Raw genomic sequence first — 21,110 nt, 5'->3', positions numbered from 1 at the left:
GCCTCACTGTTTAAAAAAAACGTCCTTCTTTGTCCCTGTTAAAGACAATATATAATACAGCGGAATTCGCCGGAAGATCCTCCACTTTGTTTATGAGTTCATTTATGCTTACATCATATACATGGGTAAATTTGAGAATACTATTGGATCCTGTTCTCTTCTCTTCAAAAATACGTCTGTAGGATTCTCCTGTCAGCGTATTGTCTGTAACAACCAGAAATTCTTTTAAATCAGGATTTATACCGGTGGCAGCGTTGACTGTCTCTGTTATGTAGAGATTTTCAAGAATTCCTGTAATATTTGTTTCATTTTGAAATACATGTGATAATCCGTTTACACCACAGAATACAACAGGGGTTTTTGGGAATATTTCATCCCTGTTTTTCATTATAAAATTCAGTGAGCTGTCATCTGATGTTATAATCAGATCAAAACTTTTAGAACTGTATTTTTCAACAAAGAGTCTTTGCAGTAATTCATAGTACGAATCAGAGTTGTAATGCTTTGTGTCAAGATATTCGGTTGAGATTGAGATCTCGTTATAATCTGCAAAGTAATCATGTATGCCTGATGTGATATCGTCACTCCAGTCCAGCCCCTCGTGATAGGAGTTTACATACAGTATTTCAACGGATTTGTTTTCTGATGCACCTGACGGCGTAGTCAGGATGAATAGTATCAGAATTATTAAGAAGAGGAATTTTGGTCTGAAATAATGAATTTTTGTTCTATTTTCATTTGGTTTTGAAACAGACATTCCGGACTCTTCCCATGATGTATTTGGCGGGCTTTTTTTGCACAAAGGTACTAATTAAATAGAGCAATTATTTTTTTATAAATATATGGATTCTATTTTCTGGCAGAGACATGACTGGTGACAGCGGGCGGGTCAGGAAAAAATAATTGGAATAATTGGTAATTTTCTTTTTGACAGCATATGTTGGTGCGCGCCAGAACTGGAATCTGGACTTTTAAATCCTAAAAAAACGCTGATTATCGGGTTTTATTTGAAAAGGGTTTACTATCTGCTTAAAAGATTCATTCTGACGAAAAAAAGGTATATATTTATTGCCAATTTAATCTGTGTTAGTATTAATCTCTGACAGGGGAAATCAGGGGAATATTTCATCATATTTTAAAATTAGAAAGTTTCCGGTCATTTTTGAAATAACCCATAATTATATATACCGGGTTTTAAAAATATCTGTTTTGTAGAACTATGGCATATCTGGGTTTGTTCGAAAATTCAGGGATTCTGAGAGCTATGGATAATGAAGATCTTATGGAGAGGGATGAGGACTGCCAGTCCGGTTACTATACCTCAACAAATCTGAATTATTCAACATGCATGAAGTGTGGCGGCGAATCACTTCGCATGATGGTCTCCGAACGTGACGAAGCAGATTAAGGGCAGGAACCTGATCTGATTTTGTCTGGTATCCGACATTAAATACCTTTGAAAAGCTGTTTTGGGTGAAAACGGTCTGTTAAAGGGGAACCCCCAAAAACCCCCTGATTTTTCTACGGGATCTGAATATTACGAATTTTGCAGTGATTACTATTAATCCCAAAGATATACCCCCTTGTTCCTAAACTAAAAGTGCTGTGGGCAGAACATGTCTGTTCAAATAATGAAATTGTCTGATATAAACCTCTATGCGGTTTATCTGAAAAAAATTGTATTTTTAGTGTGACAATGAATTAATTATCATCGCAACATTTTCCCCGAATTTTCTTATTGTTTTGATGCCCTCTTCATCTTCCGTTACTTCTTCTCTGGCCTTTCCGAATGCAATATTCCAGTAGTCAGAACCTGCGACAATCATGTCATTTATGAAATAAAACATCAGAAGTTCCTGTATTGTTGATGTATGCCCGCCACGTCTTCCAACGGCAATCGGTCCCCCTGCCATTTTTGACAGGAATCTGTCGCCTCCGTATGAGACCATTGAAATCCTCTGTATTGCTGACATCAGATCTCCTCTTGCGGTTCCGAAATATACCGGTGATGCAACAATCAGGCCCTTTGCCTCTTTGATTTTTTCAATAATTTCATTAAGACCATCGTCATCTATTGCACATTTGCCCGGGTTTTTCTTGCAGGAATTGCATGCAATACATGATCTTATGTTTTTACCCCTGAAAGAAATGATTTCAGCCTCAAGACCGCTTTTCTCTATTGCATCAGCGCATTCCCTGCAGAGTATTTCGGTATTCCCGTTAGCTCTCGGACTTGAATTAAGAATAATTACCTTTGTCATGTGAAAATCCTGTTTTTATTCGGGTTTTTGGTTTAAAGAAATTTTTGAAAACAGTGTAAGAAAAATTTTTTTTTTTCAGTCACTGTCTTGATTCCCAATTACAATTGTGATTTTATCAGCAGTTTAAATATACCCTGATTTTAGATCCTGATAAGTTCATAATCCATGCTTCCAAGACCGATCTCCTGCCCGTATTCAAGCTGGCGGTCTCCGTTTGTATATTCCCAGGTACCTTTGAATTTGTCTTCCCCTTCCTCAAAGTTTGAATGAAGATGTGTATGCATAATTCCTCTCTGGGCGTTTACAAGGTCGCGTGATGCGGCATCGATTGCCACCGGATCATCTGATGCAAGTATGCCGATGTCAGGCACTATTACAGGATCACTCCATGATGCACAGTCACAGTGGGGAGTCACGTTGATCACGAAATTGATGTAATAGATTTTTTTCTCTTTTCCAAGGACAGCACCAAGTGCATATTCAGAAAGTCTTTCTGTGAACGGGACAATGTCTGTATCCCAGTTGAATGAAATCGCATTTTCAGGACAGTTTGGGACACACTGGCCGCATGAAACACATACTTTCTCATTAATGACACAAACGCCCTCACTAATCTCAGGTGCACTGACAGGGCAGATCCTTGCACATTTTTTACAGCCGTTGCAGCTGTTTTCATCAACATGCGGCTGAAGGACATTGTGCTGATCCCTTTTACCTTCTCTTGTCGCACATCCCATGCCGAGATTTTTAATAGCTCCTCCGAATCCTGCCACAACATGGCCTTTGAAATGTGATATGACAAACATGCAGTCTGAATCAATAATCTCAGGTGCAATCCTCACAGTCTTAAAGTGCTTTTTGTTGATCTCAACCAGCGCCTCTGTGTCGGTTTTAAGCCCGCCGCTTATAATTATGGGGGCACCTGTCACTGCATAGTCAAAACCGTGTTCAATTGCGACATTCATATGGTCAACCGAATTGAACCTTGAACCTGAATACAGTGTATCAGTATCTGTAAGGAAGGGCTTTCCCCCCTTTGCCTTTATTTTATCAACAATCCTTCTTACAAAAACGGGATTTGTATAGGTGTCACATCCCCTTTCACCGAAATGAACCTTTATCCCGGCAAGATCGCCTTTTTCTATAATATTCCCTGCATCAGATTCATCAAAAAGCCTGTCTATGAGTTCAATAGTATTTTCAAACGGTTTTTTTTCCTGAAGATTTGCAAAATATACTTTGCTGGTCATTTAATTCACATCCCTGTTCGCTATATTCGCATCTTATGGCTTTAATGGCTAAAAAAAAGATTGTTTTATTATTTCTGAATCTATGTCACGACAACTCTTTCAACAGTCTTTAGTGCAATAGTGAATGTGATCATTGCAAAGACAACCAGAAATCCAAATGAAAAGAGAATATCATTTGTTGTATATGCAAAATCAAGCCCTATTGCAGAGAAATTGTCTCCGATTGCAAAATACCTGATCCCGTTTATCAAATGTGTCAGTGGATTTATCCCGCTCAGGTCATGAAGAAACGGGGGAAAACTTTCTGTCGGGTAAAGAGCATTTGAGACAAAAAACAAAGGCATTGTCAGAAGTGTTGTAATGCCCTGAAAACCTTCAGGGGAGTCCATCCTGAGAGCAATTGATGAGGATATGCAGAGAAAGGAGACTGCAAACACTGATATGAAGAGTAATATCCCTCCTAACGAGAGAAGAATATTCAGGAAGGATTTGCCCTCAAAGAAGGTTACGCCGAGTGCCAGTCCGTAGACCAGGATAATTGTGGCCTGTATCAGAGATTTTGTGACACCTGACAATGCAATTCCGATAATCAGGTTTCTTCTCGGCATGGGACTTGCGACAACCTCACGCAAAAGGCCCCAGTTTTTGTCAAACAAAAGAATAAATCCGCCGAATATGTTTGTGAAAAGAATTGTAACAGCGATAATTCCCGCACACATGAATGTAAGGTAGTCAACATTCAGTACTCCTGAGATCACCGGGGAAGCCGGCAGGATTCTGTCAAAGTTTCCTGCCATTGCCATCCCGAAGAATGTGAGCCAGAGAATTGGCTGGAGGAGAGATGACAAAAGCTGCGTTTTAAACCGGAAATACCTTGTCATATCTCTTTTATAGACATAGAGAAATCTAAGATCAGCCATTTTATTTTCTCCGTGGGCTAAATGGCTGTGGAGAGGCGTCTTCATCCCTCAGCTCCCTGCCTGTGTAGTGCATGAATACATCATCCATTGAGGGTTTTTTGAGGTTTACTGACAATACATCAATATTTTCTTCTTCAAGTCTGTGAATGAGGTGAGGGAGAAGTTTTGTGCCGTCTTCCTTTGCAATAACAAATATTTCCCTGTCCTTTTTTTTAGACTCTTTAATGCCGGGAAAACCCTTTATGGACAGGATTGCCTTTTCATTGTCTGAAGTTGTAATATAGATTACATCTTCTCCAAGACCGTTTTTTAATGATTCGGGTGTTCCCATGGCAATAATTTTTCCGTGATCGATTATTCCTATCCTGTCGGAAAGGGTGTCCGCCTCATCCATGTAGTGGGTTGTAAGGAATATCGTTGTCCCCTGTTTGTTAACCGCTCTGAGATACTCCCACATCTTCATTCTGGTCTGTGGATCAAGGCCTATCGTCGGTTCATCGAGGAAGAGGACTTTGGGCCTTGTCATAAGCCCTCTTGCAATCTCGAGTCTTCTTTTCATTCCGCCTGAAAGCTCTTTTATAAGCGCTTTTCGCTTATCTTTTAATTCCACCAGTTCAAGCAGTTCGTCAGTTCTTTGTTTTCGAAGTCCCCCCGGCATAGAATATAGTCTTCCGTGAAACTGAAGTGTCTCTTCCACAGTCATGTCTCTGTCAAGGGTAATCTCCTGAAATACGATTCCTATCGATTCCCTGACTTTTGAGGGCTCTTTTGTAAGATCATATCCTGCAATTTTAACCTCTCCCTTCTGAAGTTTTAAAAGGGTTATCAAAACATTGATTGCAGTGCTTTTTCCGGCTCCGTTTGGACCTAAAAATGAGAATATCTCCCCTTTTCTGACATCAAATGATATGCCCTTAACTGCCTCAAAATCGCCATAACTATGATAAAGGTTTGAAATTTCAATCATTTTTTCTTCAGTCATGCTCACATATCAACCCTGAATATACTCTCATTTTTAGAAATCTGCGGGATTTTTTTAATGTATTTTTCTGGTTATCGGGCTTTTGGTGCCGGAATTTTGTATCTGAACTGTATTAGTTTTGCAGACATACATCCTGTCATTTGTCTATAATTAATATATAATCTATAAATTTTTTTGGATAATCAGGATTTTAAATAGCTAAAGTCAGGTTTTTTTAAACAAAGACAAATTCCGTTAACCCCTGATGTTAAATCCCGGCGGCTGCCGGTAAAAATCCGGTCTTCATGCAAAAGATTTTTTAGGGATAAAAATCAGTTTATTCCGGCTAAAAAAAGCTATTATTTTTTTTGCCTTTATGTCTGTGGTCGCATGGGTAAGATGAATAATTGATTAAATCCTCCTGAGAGGAATCATCTCTTAATCTCTTAAAATCATTTTTAAATCAATATTGTTCCGGATTCACCTAAATATAATCTTCGTCATCCGGTTCAACAAATCCCATTGCAATCAGGTCATCTTCAATATCGTCAGGGTATCTGATACTCATAATGACAGAACCGTTTTCAAGGATGTCCCCGACTTCAAGATAACTGTCATCAGGCATTTCCACCTCTTCCTCTCTCCCGTTTTCATTTTTTAACATCACAAGCATTCTATTCCACCTTCCACATTTTGCTATTCCAAATGCGTTTTAAGTAACCTTTTTTGTTTAAATTTTTTTTGTTTCCTGAACTGATAATGAAAAAGGAATTTCAATTTTCATATCTATTTTTGTATTGGAAATTACCTTACCAAAAATAAAATATAATGTTGACATCACCATTCAGATATATCGGGGATTTGCAGAAGATAAAATTACAGGAAATCGGTGAAACCAATGTTTAACAGAGTACTTGTGGCAATAGATGGTTCAAAGCAGTCTGAAAAAGCACTTCTGACTGCGATCAGTGACCTGCTTTCAAAGGATAGTGACCTGCATGTCATACATGTAAAAAACAAACTGGTATACGGTGCAATTGAGGGAGAGGCCTGCTACGGGGGTGTCGAATCCCCACATGAAATCTGCCGGAACCTCCTTGAAAAAGACAAAGAGGAAGTTTCAGGATGCCTTGAAAAAACCTGCGGCAAAAACGGAATAAAATATACATTCCACGTACGAAGTGGTGATCCCCGGAATGTTATCATTGATGTTGCAGAGGAGATTGGTGCAGATATTATTGTCCTCGGCTCAACCGGAAAGGGTTTTGGTGAAAGGATCATTCTTGGAAGTGTCAGTACCTATGTCGTTGTACACAGTAGTATCACAACGATGGTTGTGAGATAGGTTCCCCAAAAAAAACCAATTTTTTTCTGATGATTATAACCTGTTGGTTATATGGTTTATACGAGTCAAATTGCTTCATATATAACGGGATATCCCCCATATTTTTAATGATAGCCGGAAAATTAAATTTCCGGATATTCTGTCGATAAAAAAGCATAAGTTATTGCTTTTTAAAAAATTCACAACAATTAATGAAAATAATATCATATAACAAACCGGATGAAAAAATATGATTGAATTCAGACATCTTGTCAAAGAATACAACGGTGTAAGAGCCGTTGACGATCTCTGCCTGACTATCGGGGACGGGGAGATTTACGGACTTTTGGGTCCGAATGGTGCCGGAAAAAGTACCACAATCCTTATGCTCATAGGCCTTATCCAGCCTACGAGCGGAGAGTGCCTTGTAAACGGGGTTGAGGTTTCGAAAAATCCGATTGAAGTAAAGAAACAGATAGGCTATATGCCCGAAGATGTTGGTTTTTACACCAATCTTGATGCATGGCAGAATCTGGAGTATTCGGCAAGCTTTTATGGCCTTTCAGGAGAGGAGGCCGATGAGAGAATTGAATATCTCCTCGGGCTTGTCGGGCTAAAGGGTGTTACAAAAAAAGTCGGAGGATACTCAAAAGGTATGCGTCAGCGCCTTGGTGTTGCAAAAGCTCTTATCAACAATCCTTCTGTCGTTGTCCTGGATGAACCAACGGCAAACCTTGATCCCCAGGGGGTTTCTGACTACAGAAGCATTCTTCGTGATGTTGCAAAGGAAGGAAAAACGATTCTTGTCTCATCCCATATTCTTGCGGAAGTTAGCAAGGTATCAACGAAAATAGGGATTCTTCAGAGAGGAAGGCTCATTCGTGAGGGTACCTGGGAAGAGCTTGCCAATGCAATCGGCGATCTTAACCTCCCGGAAATCAGGATAAATATCGAGACCAGATCAAAAATGCCTGAGTTTTCACACCCGGATATAGTATCAGCCGATTACAGAAAGGACGGCACTGTCGCACATATAGTTGCAAAAAGCGACATCAGGGATCAGCTTGCGGATGTTTTGTATAAAAACAATATAGCACCACGCCAGATCGGTCTTGATTCGATAACGCTTGAGGATGCAATACTGTCATATTACAACGAATGAGGAAAATATAATGAAATCTAACGGTCTTTTTGTAATTTCAAGAAAAGAATTCAGGGATCATTTAATGAGCCGGAAATTCCTGATGATATTCGGTATAATTTTGATCATAACCATAATCGGCATGGCAGGCGGAGCTGTAAGTTATAACGAGGAAATAAAAGAGTATAATGAGCACCAGGCTGTTGCAGGTGACAAACAGTATTCTGGATATTATGGCATGTTCAGTCCGACAGTGATGACGATATTTAGCAATGTCGGGATGCTGATTGTAACGCTTGGCGCGATACTTGGTATTGCGATGGGTTTTGATCTGATCACCAAGGAAAAAGAAAGCAAATCGCTGAAAATTCTTCTCTCGCATCCGATTTATCGTGATGAAGTCATAAACGGCAAGGCACTTGGAGGTCTTGCGGCTCTTGTTCTTGCACTTTTGATAACATTTGTAATATCGATGGCCCTTCTTTTGATATTTGGAATTCTCCCGAATGCAGATGAGTTTATGTATATTCTCATATTCGGTGCGGCAGTATTCCTGATGATATTTTCATACTTCTCGATATCTCTCTTCATGTCAACGGTTGCAAATGACAGCGGGAATGCACTCGTATATACCCTGATTGTCTTCATTCTTTTATCGGGACTTCTTCCAATGCTGGTAATGGGACCTACAATGGACTTAATTATCGGAAAACCTCCTGAATATCCGGACAACATCATGATGCCGATGATGAGTTCAAGTGGGAGCACAAGTGTGAGCGTAAGTGGTGACTCAAAGGATGCATCATATGAAAGTCCTTTTGAAAGCGACGAGTGGAAGAGATACGAACAGGAGATCAATGATTACTGGAATAAAAGACAGGGTGTGATGGACTTTATTAATCTGCTCTCACCGACTAACAATTTCCAGTATATATCAAACTATATCACACATCCTGAATGGTATCAGAATAAGAACGAGATCATGTACTCCGGTGAAGGTATGAATTTTGGAGACATGAGTCGGGAAAAACCCGGCCTTCTTGAAATATTAGGGGATATATTCAAGAACATAATTGCTCTAATTGCAATTCCGGCAGTCTTCTTTGGAATGGCTTATGTCCGCTTCATGAGACTTGATGTGAGGTGAATTAATTGAAAAAATATATCAATACATTTTTGGCACTGCTTCTGGCAGGCCTTTTTGTCTGCTCACCTGTTCTGGCAGGATATACTTCTAACAATGTTGAGATTACCTGCACATATCCCGGGAAAATAGTTGAGGCAGGAGAAAAGGTCACTTTCGATCTGAGCATCAAAAACAACGGTGATTCCAATCCTAAAAAGCTCTATGTCGACACTTTTGACGGTGAAGAGGGCTGGAAGTACCGTTTCCTCGCAGGTGAGACCGAGATAGACAGGATAGCCCTGAATACCGGCGGAGAAGCCTCGATAAAACTTGAGGTTGATACTGCCGGAGACACTAAGGTTGACAGTTATCCCCTGAGAGTCCGTATTGATGACGGACGGCTGTGGCTCTATATTAATGTAAAAAAGACACATGCAGGTGAAAGCGGCGTTCTTAAAATGTCGGTTGTAAACGAGCAGGGAGAAAAAATAAAGGGTGCAAAGGTCACGGTATTCAATGAAAAGACCGATGTTCCTGTAACAATTGTATATTCAACAGCTGACGGTGCTGTGAGAACTGAAGTCCCTCAGGGAGAATATGTATTAAAGATTGAAAAGGACGGTTACCTCCCAAGAGAGAAGGATGATATATCAATTAAAAGCGGTTACACAACCGATTCCGGGACTCTCATGCTTGAGAGAAAGAACTACGGTCTCGATATTGATGTAAAATCCCCGACACTTACTGTTGCAGTCGGAGAAAAGCCTCTTTATGAGATGAAACTCTCAAACGTCGGTAAGAGTGATGATACATACACTCTCTCATCAGCCGATCTTCCTGACGGCTGGTATTCAAGGTACCGCGAAACGGCTGAATCAAAAGAGGAGATATCCGAGATATTCATAAGGGCCGGTGAGGAAAAAACAGTATTTTATGAGGTAATTCCTCCGTATTCTGTTGATACGGGCGATTATGAATTCAAATCTGAAATCATATCATCATCAGGCGAAAGCTATACCGGGGACTTCAGGGCAAGCGTAAAGGGAAAGAGCGAACTTCAGGTTTTCTCTGAAAAGTACCGCTATGAAGTTACAAAGGGCGGCTCTGTGGATGTTCCGGTTACTATTTATAACAAGGGAACCGGTGTTGCCATAACAAATATCGCAGTCGAAGTCTCGACTCCTGAAGGATGGCAGGTAGGAGTGTCGCCAAAAACAATCCCGAGTATAATGCCGGGAGAAAAGAAGACAGTGACACTTAAAGTTGTACCTCCGTCAGGTGTTGCAGCGTCTGAGTATAAGATCACCCTAAAGGTCAAATCAGATCAGGGTGAGAAGTCTGATGATCTTAGGATTGTTGTTAACGAAAGTTCGATTATTGGAATACTCGGGATACTGCTTTTAATCGGTGTGGGCGGCGGAGTATATTATATGTTCAGGAAATACGAACGTCGTTAAAACGATACTTAATCGTAAAAAAATAAAAAACTAATTCAGAGGACTTTTGAAAATACGGGGCTTTTTGACAATCCTGCCCTGAAAATATTCATTTGTTCTCTCCTATTTTTAATACGAATACCCCTGTAGGAAACTATTTGCATTTTTTTCGTTTAGCTGCCGACTTTTATCAGGAGGTGCTTCATTGGAAAATACAGCATTCGATCAATATTTTCATTAACAGTAAAGACTCAAATTCTGAGTAAAGTATGAATTGCATTCAGGTCTAAGACATTGCTGATATACAAAAAAATACAGAAAAAAATTGAGAGTTGCTGATATGGTATCCGTTTTAATTGTTGAAGATGAGGCAGTAATAGGTCTTAATCTTAAGAGAATTGTTGAAAAAATGGGTTATCAGCCTCTTGAGGTTGCCGTGGATGCACACGAAGCGGTGGATGTTGCACTTGAGAAGAAGCCTGACATAATACTAATGGATATAAACCTCGGTGGCGATATGGACGGAATCGATGCATCAGAGGAGATTAACCGTCAGATGAGTGTACCTGTCGTTTTTTTGTCAGCCTACAATGATGAAAACCTTATCCGGAGATGTGTTAATTCCGGTTCATATGGTTTTCTGGCAAAACCTGCTTCTCCTCCTGAGATTAAAGCCGCAATTGAAATTGCCCTGTCAAAACACGAGGCAATCCGTGCCCGCAATGATATCGAAAAGAAGGAATCCATCCTTCAGGCAGTTGGTTTTGCTGCAAACCAGTTCCTTTCAAATCCGTTTTTTGAGGATTCCCTTGAAAAAACTCTTGAATTTATTGGTAATGCAACAAAATTCGATAAAATTTCCATATTTCAGAATAACGAAGGGGGGGATGGAAATAAAAGATCGGCATTTATCAGTCATGTATGGAGAAAGGATGGCAATAAAGAGGGAACTGTTGACGCCTGTAGTTTTGAAATAGACTATGAGTGTATTTCAGAAAAATTTTATCAGAATCTTTCGTCAGGCCTGACATTTTTAGGTGGGTCCGGAGACTATCTGAGAGAAAAATCCGGTCTGTTTGAAAATCCGGAATTTTGTTCTTTTGTTGCAATACCTGTATTTGCCGGCGAATACTGGTGGGGGTTCATAAGTTTTGAGGACTGTCATAATAATCGTGAATGGTCTTCAGGTGAGATTGAAGGTCTTGGTGCTGCCGCAAAAATGATAGGCTCGGCACTTCTGCACAAGAGAATGTGTAATAACATTATTAAAAATGAGGAAAAATATCGTTCTCTCTTTAATCTTTTAACAGATATGTGTGACAATGTTCCGGATATGATCTGGTCAAAAGATCTGAACAATTGTTTTACATTTGCAAACAGAGCTCTTTCTGAAGTAATTCTGAATGCTGAATATGGAAAAGAGCCTATAGGTAAAAATACCCGTTTCTTTGCGGAAAGAGAGAGAAAAAGGCATCCTGAAGATCCTATGTGGTACACTCTTGATAATAGCATAAACAAAACGGATGATCTGATTTTAAAATCCGGAAATTCCTGCAATTTCATTCAGAAAGGATATTTAAAAGGGAAATATACTGTCCTTGATGTATTCAAGGCTCCTTTTTATGACAACTCCGGAAATCTTATGGGCACTGTCGGCTGTGCCAGGGATGTTACAAAGGAAAAGGCGATTGAGGCCAACCTTCGTGAACTAAATATCAGGTTCACCACTTTTATGGACCAGCTGCCTGCGTTTGCCTATATTGCAGACACATCCGGCACTATCATATACTCCAACCGGTTTATGGATGAAAATATTACGGCTTTTGAGGGTACCGGTGATGAAATGTCCCACCTGATTAGAGAGAGAGTCAGAAAAGTAACTGAGGGTGGTGCTTTTGAAGAAGAGGAGAGTTATAAATTAAGTGACGGGACCCTCCATACGTTCAATCTTTTAATGTTTCCAATATCTGCCCAAGGGCATGTAACCGCGATTGGTGTGATTGGGGTTGATGTTACAGCCGGCAGACTTGCAGAAAAAAAGCGTCTTGAATCTGAAAGCAAATACAGGCTTTTGTTTGAGAATGCAAGTGATTCCATATACGTAAGCGAGGGGGACAGATGCATTGACTGTAATCCGAGGCTTTGTGAGCTTTTGGGGCTGGAAAAATCCGCCATTCTTGGAAAGAATGTTCTTGATTTTTCACCAGAATATCAGCCTGACGGAAGACTCTCTTCAGAGAAAAAGGCTGAACTTCTCTCTTATGCAAAAGAAGGAAAGAGAGTGGAAAATTTTGAATGGCAGATTATAAATTCCAAAGGGGGATCACTTGATGTTGAAATCAGCATGAATTCAGCTTATATTGACAATAAACTGAATTATTTTGTAATTGCCCGTGACATTACAGAAGAGAAAAGATCAAAGGAAGCACTCCTGGAAAGTGAAAAGAGGTACAGGAGTGTTGTTGACAACGCACCTATCGGGATAGAAGTTTTTCAGGACGGCATGATCTGTTATGCAAGCCCCAATGTTTCAAAAATGTTCGGGCTGAGCGGTGATGAAATCCTGACAATGAGCCTTGACGAACTTCTGCACCCTGATGATGCACGGGTGGTGTCTGAAATAAATAAAAAAAGACTCCTTTTGGAGAGAGTTCCCGACAGTTATAATGTCAGGGTCAACCCCCTTTTGTCCAAAGGCAGAATAATTGAAGTCCATGTTGCACTTATTGACTGGAATAACAGGCCCGCAACCCTGAACTTTTTAACCGACATAACCGAGAAAGAAAAGGCTGCAATGGCTCTTAAAGAGAGTGAGGAGCGTTACAGGAGTGTTGTTGAAAACTCAAAGGGTATTATTCTGATAACACAGGATGAAAAAATTCTTTATGCCAACCCTGTTTCAGAACAATTTACGGGTCTCTCTGAAAATGAAATTAAAGGAAGAAATTTTATTGATTTCATTTATGAGGAAGACAGGGAAAAAGTGCTCTCTTATCACAAACAGAGGCTTTTAGACGGGAATACAGTTCTGCCATACGATTATAAGGTACGTGCTTATGATCACAGCGGAGCTGTCAGAACACTTGACTTTAGTACGACGGTTATTCACTGGAAAGGAAAACCTGCAACTCTGAATTTCCTTTTGGACATAACTGATCAGATCGAGGCTAAAAAGCAGCTTGAAAGATCTTTAAAGGAAAAGACCGTTCTGTTGCAGGAAGTGCATCACAGGGTCAAGAACAATCTTGCAATGATAAATTCACTTCTCTCAATGCAGGAGAGAAGTGCAGAAAATAAGGATGTCATAAATTCACTTCGTGAGGCCGAGTCAAGGATATTTTCAATTGCGGTTGTACATGAGGGATTGTATAAATCGGATTCGATATCCACAATATCCGCACAGAATCACTTTGCAATGCTTGCAGGTGAGATTGTAAGCAACTATAACCCCAAAGGGGAGATATCCCTTGATGTCAATGCTGGAGAATGCGGTCTTGGTTTATCCATTGCGATTCCTGTCAGCCTTGTTGTGAATGAACTTCTCACAAATTCCATCAAATATGCTTTTGAAGGCAGATATAAGGGTAAAATTTCAATTTATATGGACTGCCGGGGAGAAAGAACGAGGATGGTTATCTCGGATGACGGTGTGGGTATCCCCAAAGATTTTGATATTCATAAATCATCTTCTCTTGGGATGAGCCTTGTTAGAAACATTGTCGAGATGCAGCTTGAGGGGGATATTAGTCTGATAAGGGGCGAGGGGACAAAATGGGTAATTACGTATCCTCATCACCGTAATTCAAAAAAATTAATTAATTAAGGTTAAACTGAGATAAAAATATAAATTACATTAATAACATGATTTTTTCTATGAAAATAAATTCTCTCAAAGAGAGAACATATGAGATTCTGGAGTCATTAAAGGAGGATGATCGGACATCCCGGTTATTTGAATTGTTTATTGTATTTTTGATATTTCTTAATGTCCTATTATTAATACTTGAAAGTATTGAGACATTTGCAGAACAGCATCTTATATTTCTGGCACTATTTTCAGTATTCAGTCTTTTTGTTTTCAGTATAGAGTATCTGTTAAGGTTATGGTCCTGCACGGTCAACCCTTCATATAAAAATCCTGTTTTTGGAAGACTAAAATGGGCATTAACTCCCTATGCGTTAATTGATCTGATTGTAATACTGCCGTTTTATCTTCTTGTATTCTTTGGTGTGGATCTTACAGGGCTTGTTATTTTGAGGGTTTTTAGGCTTTTTAAGATTATAAGATATTCAGAGTCGATAAATACGATAATCAGGGTTGTAAAAGCAGAGAAGGACACACTGATCACAACATACTTTGTTCTTTTTATAGTTTTGATTGTGGCTGCAACAATGATGTACCAGTTTGAAAATGCCGCTCAGCCCGAGGTTTTTTCCAATATTCCTGATGCTATGTGGTGGGGAGTTATAACTCTTACAACAGTTGGATACGGTGATATATATCCGGTAACTATCGGGGGAAGATTTTTTGGGGCTATTATTGCATTGATCGGAATCGGTATTTTTGCCCTCCCTGCCGGTATTTTAGCCTCGGGATTTTCAAGGCATCAGGAAGAGTTTGACAAAAAAAAGGATGAAGATGAGGTCTATTTATGTCCACACTGCAAAAAAGAGATTATGAAAAATGATCTTTGGCATAAGAAATAAATATTATTTTTATATTGGATTGGTATTTCCAGAACCCCCCAAGGTTATCGTGCATTATTATTTTTCGTTCGGAGTAATATTAGTCATGAATTGATTTGTTATCAGCGTTTTCTTATGACAATCTCACATGAGATGTCTCCATTACACATGTTGCGGTTAAAGTCAATCCTGTAATCAGGATTCAGACTATTTACTGCAGCTTTTGAATAATCCATGCAGAGTTTTTCTGTTCTCTGCGTGTCTGTACCCTTTTCGATGGCTATTCTCAGCATGGGACAGGAATTTGTTGTTATCCGGGTACAGTCCCCTGACTCTTTTATTAACTCAATTTCTGTTTCCGGACCTAATATTGACGAAGCAATTGCTGTATATGCCATTGCAACATCATATGAATCCTCAAGTCTGAAATTAAGTTCATCTGCAATTATACGCTGTTTTTTTCCTGCCTCTTTCCATATTTCACTCTCAGCTTCGTTAATCTCCCCGTCACATCTTCCGGCAGAAATAACCCTGAATTTTTCATCATATTCATAAGGAAAATAATCTGCGGCCTGTGCAGCTATTTTCCAGCGGATTTCTGCCGGTATTTTTTCATATGTTCTCTCCATCAATACCACCACCCTCAGGGGGTTTTGTCTTTTCATTTTCTGGTTTTTCGGGCTGATGACTGCTGAATCTTTGTTTTTGCCCGTTTTAAAGGCAATTATTATTTAAAGCATCAGAAGTTTTCTGCTCTTCTTAACCCTTGAATGCCCCCCGGCGGATAAGAAGGGTAGATGATCTTTTGGATAATTAAAGCTATGCCTTATGATAATATTGAAGAATATTTTTAATTGAGCCCTTAAGTAAAGAGCTGTATTGATTGTATCATATGGATATAAATAATTCAAAGCATAAAGGAGAACCCGTAAAGAGAAGGGCATTTATTGAAGATTTTTTTGAATATCCCTAAATTACCTTCTTATTGGTGTGATAAAAATGAGTCCTGTTGTGAGGCATGTGTCATTTTCCCCTTCAGCAAACGGAAGTCTCCGTTTTGCATTTAGAGATATCCCTGACTATCTGTTTGACTCTCTTAATGATGATATGAGTCTTGGCCCCATAAATCCTTATGATGTTGATAAAAGAATGGATTTTTTCCTCTCAATCCTGCCGGAAGAAGAATCTGGAAAATATATAGAGGTTGTGAAGGGGGAGACTGAAAAATTCTGGTCAGAGTCGGAAAAGTGCTGTGATAAGAGAATTCTCTGGTTTTCAAGGAGATCATCCTCTGAATATTCAGGTTTTCTTGAATATCTCTCGCGTGCGGATGATCTTTTCGATGTGGAAGTCGTTGATCTTACAGAAGGTATTGCTTCTGAGGGCCTGAATGACAGGTATGGGAGAACTATTTCTCCATATAGATATGTTCCTAACAGTATAGCGGAGCTGAGACCTGAGTGGCTTAGGGGGGCAGTAAAACTCTCACGGAAACTGAGTGAGCGTGAAACGGAATATTACTTTTCTGTATGGGATAAGTTAAAGAATGAAAATAGCAGCCTGAGGATCATATCCCGTGGTCAGCTGTACTCGGCATGTGATTTTGTTTATGATGATTTTATTTTAAAAATTGTGCCGCCGGTATGGATAAATGCGGCAAGGGTTGTTGGCGAGGCACTTGGCCTCTTATCAGAGGAGTACGCAAACTGCGGAGACACCTTTATTTACAGCAGACTGCTTTTCCTTCTTGATTCCGGTATTATTGAGGCAAAAGGTGACCGGAAAGCTATGCGTTCATTGAATATAAGAAGGATTATCTGAAAAAATATATTTTTTATCCCCCTGCAATCGGGGGAAATAATGATATTATATCCTCATCCTTTAATTTTGTTTCAAGTTTATCTATGAAATGGATGTTTTTTCCGTTTACCAGTATATTTACATAAGGTCTGATTACTCCGGATGATTCAAATAGTTCATTGAAAAGACCATCATATTTTTGTGTGAGTTCTTTTATGGTATCCCCTACTGTTGCTCCTTCTTTTATTTCAAGAATAAGCTCTTTATCCATCAATTTCCTCAGTGTTGCAAAGGATTTTATTGTAACCTTCATAACCTGCCTCTTTAAATGAATAGAGTATCCGGTTAATATTTATTGTTTACGGATTTTTAGAATATTATGTGGTGATACGGTTTAAAAAAATTTAATTTGGAATAAATGGTATAATCTGAATATTAACTGGTTTTCAGTTCATCTTTTACCAATTGTTGTTTCGCAAAAGTTGTCCCCTACACACATGTGCTTACTAAAACTTACCTCATAGTCTGAATTGAGGCTGTCCGCAGCACCTGCCCAGTATTCTGAGCACATCCTGCATGCATTCTTCGGATCCTGGCTGTATTTTTGCGAATTTTCTTTAAACGGGCAGCTTGTTGTAATTACAGTTGCACTGTCACCTCCGCCTGCTCTGACCTCTCCTTCCAGCTGTGGTCCGAATATTGCTGATGAAAGTGCACTAATTGTATTTGCGACCTGTTCTGCATTGTTCGTTTTACATCCGAGTTCTTTTGCAAGTATTCCCTGTTTTTTTCCGAATTCGTTCCAGATCTCTCTTTCTGCCTGTTCAAATTGTTCCGCTTTGTCAGCAGCAATCTTGTATATTGCATTTTCATATGCAAACGGAAGTTTGTCTGCACAGCGTGTTGCGATGTCCCAGCGGATTTCTGCCGGGATCTGGTTTAATTTTTCCATATATTTTTCCCCCATCTTAAGGTTCGGAACTGGTCATTTCTGCTAACTGAAATCTGTATATTTGATAGTCATCAAAAGTGATGATTTGCAATCTAATTATTCTTATTATGTCTTAATGCCTGTATTTCTGTGTGGTGTTCCTTCCCTCAAGATTAGATTCATTACAGGTTATTTGAATATATATGCTTTGTGTGATGGGGATTTTTTTGGATAGCTTCATCTTTCCCCATAAGAATTTGTGCGTTCCTGGCAACGAGAGGTCTTATAATAATTGTATTTTAGAAATGGGCATTTCTGGTTAAAAAAATAGGTTTAAAGTTTTATATTATCTGTGAGCGGCTTGCCTCTCCGAGTGCGTTATTGAAATCCGGGCCCTCTTTTTTTCTTGCCACCGTCACTTCCCTGACACCATCCTCGTGACCTATTCTTAAAAGTGCAGAGGCCGCCATTACTCTGTCAAATTCGTTTTTGTCTTCCTTTAATACCTTTATAAGATGTGGAACTGTTTTTGTATCCCCGATTTCCCCGAGTGCCCATGTTGCAGGACGTTTACCGCTGGAATTATTTTCAACTGCATTTAACAGCGTTTCCACTGCAGGTTTCCCTATGTTTGCAAGCACCATTGCGGCTTTCCATCTCTGGTTTATATCTTCACTTTCGAGTTTTTCTGCAAGCGGTATGACAGCCTCTGATTCAAATGAACACAAACTGTCCATTGCACATGTCGATTTGTAGATGTCTTTGTCCATTAAGATTTCAATTAATCCGGAAATATCCCGCTTTTCAATCATTTCCTTTATTTCTTTCATTTTATCACCCTGGTCTTCCCCTAAAATTCGTGGGTGTCTGTTAGTATGGGTATGAAAGATTAGATTTTTGCTTTTCAGGTCTGCATTGCAGGTTGCTCTCTATATATACCACTTTTGTATCGCTGATATGCAGAAGGATAATTTTGCTTTAAAAAAAGTTTATCCGTCTTTTTTATATCCCCGGATATTTTTTAGCTGTTCTGACATTCTCTTTTTGTTCTGCTTTTTTGAAAAGACAATATATTTATTAGTTATTGTTATGTATTACAATGGTGCCGGGGGGCCTTTGAATTAATAATATTATTATCCCGTTTCTGAAAGGGGGCATAAACAGTGGCGGGGATGTCTGATTTCAGTGCTGATGGAGAAACCATTTCAAAGCTGATGGGTATAATCCGCCGTCATTCAAAAGGCATATCAACATCAGGGATTTCGAGGGAGTCAGGGTTAAACCGTAATTCTGTCTCCAAGTACCTGGAAATCCTTGTGATTTTAGGTCACCTTGACGTAAATCCCATCGGGAATGCTAAAATCTATTCTGTGGCAAGAAGAGTTCCTGTTGTTAAACTGCTGGATAATGTTTCAGATTCTGTAATTCTCATTGACAGTGATGAGAAGATAAATTTTCTGAATAATTCCTATGCAGATCTTGCAAAGATAAAAAAGGATGAATTCTTATCTTTAAGTCTTGATGAGGCAAATCTGCCATATTTTCCTACTGAACTTTACTCTTTGGCAAGGGGATGCATTGCCGGCGAAAAACAGGATGATTTAGTCCGTTCTTACGGTATAATGGGTGATTTGCATTTAAAATTTCATTTTATCCCTGTTGTTTTTGGAAAAGGGCACAAAGGTGCGGCCGTAATAATTGAGAATATCTCACGGGAAAAGAAACTTGAATCATCTTTACATGAAATCAATAAAAAGTATTTTGAGCTTTTTAACAGTGCCGAGGTCTGCATTATTTTAAGTGATCCCTCTGTTGAGAGTTCTTCAGGGAAAATTATTGATGCAAATAATTTTGCCTGTAATTTTTTCGGACTCGAACGTGATCTTCTTGTCGGGATGAATACCGGAGATCTGCTGCATAGTCTGAGACCTGCCAAAATTTCAGGCGATTGTCTTTTAGGGGCTGATGTGATAAGTTATGAGGGTTTAATCAAGAAAAAGAACAGCCCCGATGTTAAGGTGTCTGTTGATTTGCATCAGTTTTTTAACGGGATTCAAAACCTGGAATTTTTCATTATCCGTGATCTGACAGAAACCGGGTTTAATGAGGATATTAAGGAAAAATATGAGGGTAAGCTTAAAAAAATTACCTCAACTGTTACAGAGTTTGCGGACGCTTTTGATGGTGGTGAACTGTACAGGACAATATCGCGTCAACTTGCGCTAACAATCCCGAAATCCCTCGTAATTGTCGGGATTCCGTGGGCAGGCGAATATGGTTCTCTGTTTTATTTTTCGGATTCAATGGATTATTTTGAGAAGGATTTGGATTCAATAATCAGGATATATTCTCCGGATTTATCAGATTACTCTTCCAAGAGTTCGTGCGGGAGCCTTGTATGTCTGAATGATATAATAAGAAATACTGTTTTAAGCGAGACTCCGGAGGGCAACCAGGAGGAGTTATTTTCAATATTAAATATGTACAGAATTTATCTCTCAGTTTTTACCTGCTGTGAATCACATTCCGGCTCAATTATGGTGTGCCTGCCGGGAGACAAAGAGATTGCTCCCGGAGACCCAATTTCTGAATTTATAAGGTTTTCATCTTTAATTGCGGCGAGAAATGCAGAGGTTGAAATCCTTAAGGCTGAAAAATCCGTTTTTGAGAAGAAGCTTTTGTATCTGAGGAAAAACCTGATCAGGATCAACGATGTCACAAATTCCGAAGTGGTGGCCCGCGTTTATGCAGAGAGGGCATTTCAGGAGAGAGTGGATCTTCTATTTGGCTGTTTTGAGATTATGGATTTCTCTGTTGCTGGTGTTGATCAGGAGGGCAAAATCAGGCAGATCAACACAATATTCAGCAGTGTTTTAGGTTATGATGAGAATGAAGCCCTTGAGAAAAGCTGGGCAGAACTTCTTTTCAGGGATGAGGCATTTGACGAGGCTTTGTATTTTCAGCAGAGATCATCTGACAGGTTTTCTAAAAAACCGGTATTTTCAGGGTCTGTAATATGCAGGGACGGATCTGTTAAGGACATGGTATGGGTTGGTTTTGGTCTTTTAAACGGGATGTCGGGTGAAAAACCATTTTTCCTCATCGGAGAGGAGGCTCCCGGCGACTCAATTCTGAAACTTTTCGGGTATTGATTAATTCAAAAGAATTTTTTGAAAAGATTCATTTAAAGGACGGATATTTTAATGACCTTTGTCTGATTTCAGGTGAATTTCTATTTATAGAATATATGGTGTTTTAGAGCTAAAAAATTTTA

19 protein-coding genes are annotated in these 21,110 nt (G+C 39.3%); 9 read left to right on the top strand and 10 right to left on the bottom strand.

The window, feature by feature from the left end; all coding sequences use genetic code 11:
• Positions 1 to 10 precede the first annotated feature (10 nt).
• Positions 11 to 757, bottom strand: coding sequence for a hypothetical protein (locus tag F1737_RS10170; RefSeq protein ID WP_317136469.1), 747 nt, complete (start codon positions 755 to 757; stop codon positions 11 to 13).
• Positions 758 to 1,264: 507 nt separating this feature from the next.
• Here F1737_RS10170 and F1737_RS10165 point away from each other — a divergent pair.
• Complete coding sequence (locus tag F1737_RS10165) at positions 1,265 to 1,408, top strand: hypothetical protein (RefSeq protein WP_317136468.1); 144 nt, start codon at positions 1,265 to 1,267, stop codon at positions 1,406 to 1,408.
• 277 nt (positions 1,409 to 1,685) lie between these two features.
• Here F1737_RS10165 and F1737_RS10160 read toward each other — a convergent pair whose 3' ends face one another.
• From F1737_RS10160 to F1737_RS10140, 5 genes are all read right to left on the bottom strand, one after another.
• Positions 1,686 to 2,261, bottom strand: coding sequence for a flavodoxin family protein (locus tag F1737_RS10160; RefSeq protein ID WP_317136467.1), 576 nt, complete (start codon positions 2,259 to 2,261; stop codon positions 1,686 to 1,688).
• Positions 2,262 to 2,401: 140 nt separating this feature from the next.
• Positions 2,402 to 3,511: a DUF362 domain-containing protein gene (locus F1737_RS10155; RefSeq protein WP_317136466.1), complete on the bottom strand. Its 1,110-nt coding sequence runs from the start codon at positions 3,509 to 3,511 to the stop codon at positions 2,402 to 2,404.
• Between the two features lie 80 nt (positions 3,512 to 3,591).
• Positions 3,592 to 4,431 (bottom strand): ABC transporter permease, encoded by an 840-nt coding sequence (locus F1737_RS10150; RefSeq protein ID WP_317136465.1) that lies wholly within the window; start codon positions 4,429 to 4,431, stop codon positions 3,592 to 3,594.
• A gap of 1 nt (position 4,432) precedes the next feature.
• Complete coding sequence (locus tag F1737_RS10145; protein WP_317136464.1) at positions 4,433 to 5,413, bottom strand: ATP-binding cassette domain-containing protein; 981 nt, start codon at positions 5,411 to 5,413, stop codon at positions 4,433 to 4,435.
• A gap of 463 nt (positions 5,414 to 5,876) precedes the next feature.
• The gene (locus tag F1737_RS10140) at positions 5,877 to 6,065 is read right to left on the bottom strand and encodes a hypothetical protein (protein ID WP_317136463.1); all 189 of its coding nucleotides are present in this window, start codon (positions 6,063 to 6,065) and stop codon (positions 5,877 to 5,879) included.
• A 225-nt stretch (positions 6,066 to 6,290) separates the two neighbouring features.
• On the opposite strand from F1737_RS10140, the gene F1737_RS10135 reads away from it, so the two are divergent.
• The 6 genes from F1737_RS10135 (at position 6,291) to F1737_RS10110 (ending at position 15,126) form a co-directional block, all read left to right on the top strand.
• Positions 6,291 to 6,737 (top strand): universal stress protein, encoded by a 447-nt coding sequence (locus F1737_RS10135; RefSeq protein ID WP_317136462.1) that lies wholly within the window; start codon positions 6,291 to 6,293, stop codon positions 6,735 to 6,737.
• Between the two features lie 229 nt (positions 6,738 to 6,966).
• On the top strand, positions 6,967 to 7,878 hold the full coding sequence (locus F1737_RS10130) for an ABC transporter ATP-binding protein (RefSeq protein ID WP_317136461.1): 912 nt from the start codon (positions 6,967 to 6,969) through the stop codon (positions 7,876 to 7,878).
• Positions 7,879 to 7,888: 10 nt separating this feature from the next.
• On the top strand, positions 7,889 to 9,004 hold the full coding sequence (locus F1737_RS10125) for an ABC transporter permease subunit (RefSeq protein WP_317136460.1): 1,116 nt from the start codon (positions 7,889 to 7,891) through the stop codon (positions 9,002 to 9,004).
• A gap of 5 nt (positions 9,005 to 9,009) precedes the next feature.
• Positions 9,010 to 10,440, top strand: coding sequence for an NEW3 domain-containing protein (locus tag F1737_RS10120; protein ID WP_317136459.1), 1,431 nt, complete (start codon positions 9,010 to 9,012; stop codon positions 10,438 to 10,440).
• A 319-nt stretch (positions 10,441 to 10,759) separates the two neighbouring features.
• Complete coding sequence (locus F1737_RS10115) at positions 10,760 to 14,242, top strand: PAS domain S-box protein (RefSeq protein ID WP_317136458.1); 3,483 nt, start codon at positions 10,760 to 10,762, stop codon at positions 14,240 to 14,242.
• A gap of 50 nt (positions 14,243 to 14,292) precedes the next feature.
• Positions 14,293 to 15,126 (top strand): ion transporter, encoded by an 834-nt coding sequence (locus F1737_RS10110; RefSeq protein ID WP_317136457.1) that lies wholly within the window; start codon positions 14,293 to 14,295, stop codon positions 15,124 to 15,126.
• 101 nt (positions 15,127 to 15,227) lie between these two features.
• Here F1737_RS10110 and F1737_RS10105 read toward each other — a convergent pair whose 3' ends face one another.
• The gene (locus F1737_RS10105) at positions 15,228 to 15,734 is read right to left on the bottom strand and encodes a hypothetical protein (RefSeq protein ID WP_317136456.1); all 507 of its coding nucleotides are present in this window, start codon (positions 15,732 to 15,734) and stop codon (positions 15,228 to 15,230) included.
• Between the two features lie 370 nt (positions 15,735 to 16,104).
• Between F1737_RS10105 and F1737_RS10100 the strand changes: the two genes are divergently transcribed.
• A complete protein-coding gene (locus F1737_RS10100; protein ID WP_317136455.1) occupies positions 16,105 to 16,926 on the top strand; it encodes a DUF3658 domain-containing protein in 822 nt (273 codons plus the stop codon).
• Positions 16,927 to 16,939: 13 nt separating this feature from the next.
• Here the strand turns inward: F1737_RS10100 and F1737_RS10095 are convergent, their stop codons facing one another.
• From F1737_RS10095 to F1737_RS10085, 3 genes are all read right to left on the bottom strand, one after another.
• Entirely contained in the window at positions 16,940 to 17,218 is a 279-nt protein-coding gene (locus F1737_RS10095; RefSeq protein ID WP_317136454.1) for a ubiquitin-like small modifier protein 1, read from the bottom strand.
• Positions 17,219 to 17,356: 138 nt separating this feature from the next.
• The gene (locus tag F1737_RS10090) at positions 17,357 to 17,857 is read right to left on the bottom strand and encodes a hypothetical protein (protein ID WP_317136453.1); all 501 of its coding nucleotides are present in this window, start codon (positions 17,855 to 17,857) and stop codon (positions 17,357 to 17,359) included.
• Positions 17,858 to 18,177: 320 nt separating this feature from the next.
• Positions 18,178 to 18,666, bottom strand: a complete 489-nt coding sequence (locus F1737_RS10085; protein WP_317136452.1) for a HEAT repeat domain-containing protein — start codon at positions 18,664 to 18,666, stop codon at positions 18,178 to 18,180.
• A gap of 342 nt (positions 18,667 to 19,008) precedes the next feature.
• Between F1737_RS10085 and F1737_RS10080 the strand changes: the two genes are divergently transcribed.
• Complete coding sequence (locus F1737_RS10080; RefSeq protein WP_317136451.1) at positions 19,009 to 20,988, top strand: PAS domain-containing protein; 1,980 nt, start codon at positions 19,009 to 19,011, stop codon at positions 20,986 to 20,988.
• Positions 20,989 to 21,110: the final 122 nt, after the last annotated feature.

This window comes from Methanoplanus sp. FWC-SCC4 (assembly GCF_032878975.1).
GTDB lineage: Archaea > Halobacteriota > Methanomicrobia > Methanomicrobiales > Methanomicrobiaceae > Methanochimaera > Methanochimaera problematica.
Note: the sequence above shows the minus strand (reverse complement) of the source record. Positions and strands in the feature narration are given on the sequence as shown.

What these genes read in the sequence shown, in the direction of transcription:
- F1737_RS10095 (WP_317136454.1), bottom strand. Translation starts at nt 17,218, where the DNA reads ATGAAGGTTACAATAAAATCCTTTGCAACACTGAGGAAATTGATGGAT.
- F1737_RS10090 (WP_317136453.1), bottom strand. Translation starts at nt 17,857, where the DNA reads ATGGAAAAATTAAACCAGATCCCGGCAGAAATCCGCTGGGACATCGCA.
- F1737_RS10165 (WP_317136468.1), top strand. Translation starts at nt 1,265, where the DNA reads ATGGATAATGAAGATCTTATGGAGAGGGATGAGGACTGCCAGTCCGGT.
- F1737_RS10170 (WP_317136469.1), bottom strand. Translation starts at nt 757, where the DNA reads ATGTCTGTTTCAAAACCAAATGAAAATAGAACAAAAATTCATTATTTC.
- F1737_RS10135 (WP_317136462.1), top strand. Translation starts at nt 6,291, where the DNA reads ATGTTTAACAGAGTACTTGTGGCAATAGATGGTTCAAAGCAGTCTGAA.
- F1737_RS10145 (WP_317136464.1), bottom strand. Translation starts at nt 5,413, where the DNA reads ATGACTGAAGAAAAAATGATTGAAATTTCAAACCTTTATCATAGTTAT.
- F1737_RS10130 (WP_317136461.1), top strand. Translation starts at nt 6,967, where the DNA reads ATGATTGAATTCAGACATCTTGTCAAAGAATACAACGGTGTAAGAGCC.
- F1737_RS10140 (WP_317136463.1), bottom strand. Translation starts at nt 6,065, where the DNA reads ATGCTTGTGATGTTAAAAAATGAAAACGGGAGAGAGGAAGAGGTGGAA.
- F1737_RS10080 (WP_317136451.1), top strand. Translation starts at nt 19,009, where the DNA reads ATGTCTGATTTCAGTGCTGATGGAGAAACCATTTCAAAGCTGATGGGT.
- F1737_RS10125 (WP_317136460.1), top strand. Translation starts at nt 7,889, where the DNA reads ATGAAATCTAACGGTCTTTTTGTAATTTCAAGAAAAGAATTCAGGGAT.
- F1737_RS10110 (WP_317136457.1), top strand. Translation starts at nt 14,293, where the DNA reads ATGAAAATAAATTCTCTCAAAGAGAGAACATATGAGATTCTGGAGTCA.
- F1737_RS10105 (WP_317136456.1), bottom strand. Translation starts at nt 15,734, where the DNA reads ATGGAGAGAACATATGAAAAAATACCGGCAGAAATCCGCTGGAAAATA.
- F1737_RS10150 (WP_317136465.1), bottom strand. Translation starts at nt 4,431, where the DNA reads ATGGCTGATCTTAGATTTCTCTATGTCTATAAAAGAGATATGACAAGG.
- F1737_RS10115 (WP_317136458.1), top strand. Translation starts at nt 10,760, where the DNA reads ATGGTATCCGTTTTAATTGTTGAAGATGAGGCAGTAATAGGTCTTAAT.
- F1737_RS10155 (WP_317136466.1), bottom strand. Translation starts at nt 3,511, where the DNA reads ATGACCAGCAAAGTATATTTTGCAAATCTTCAGGAAAAAAAACCGTTT.
- F1737_RS10085 (WP_317136452.1), bottom strand. Translation starts at nt 18,666, where the DNA reads ATGAAAGAAATAAAGGAAATGATTGAAAAGCGGGATATTTCCGGATTA.
- F1737_RS10100 (WP_317136455.1), top strand. Translation starts at nt 16,105, where the DNA reads ATGAGTCCTGTTGTGAGGCATGTGTCATTTTCCCCTTCAGCAAACGGA.
- F1737_RS10160 (WP_317136467.1), bottom strand. Translation starts at nt 2,261, where the DNA reads ATGACAAAGGTAATTATTCTTAATTCAAGTCCGAGAGCTAACGGGAAT.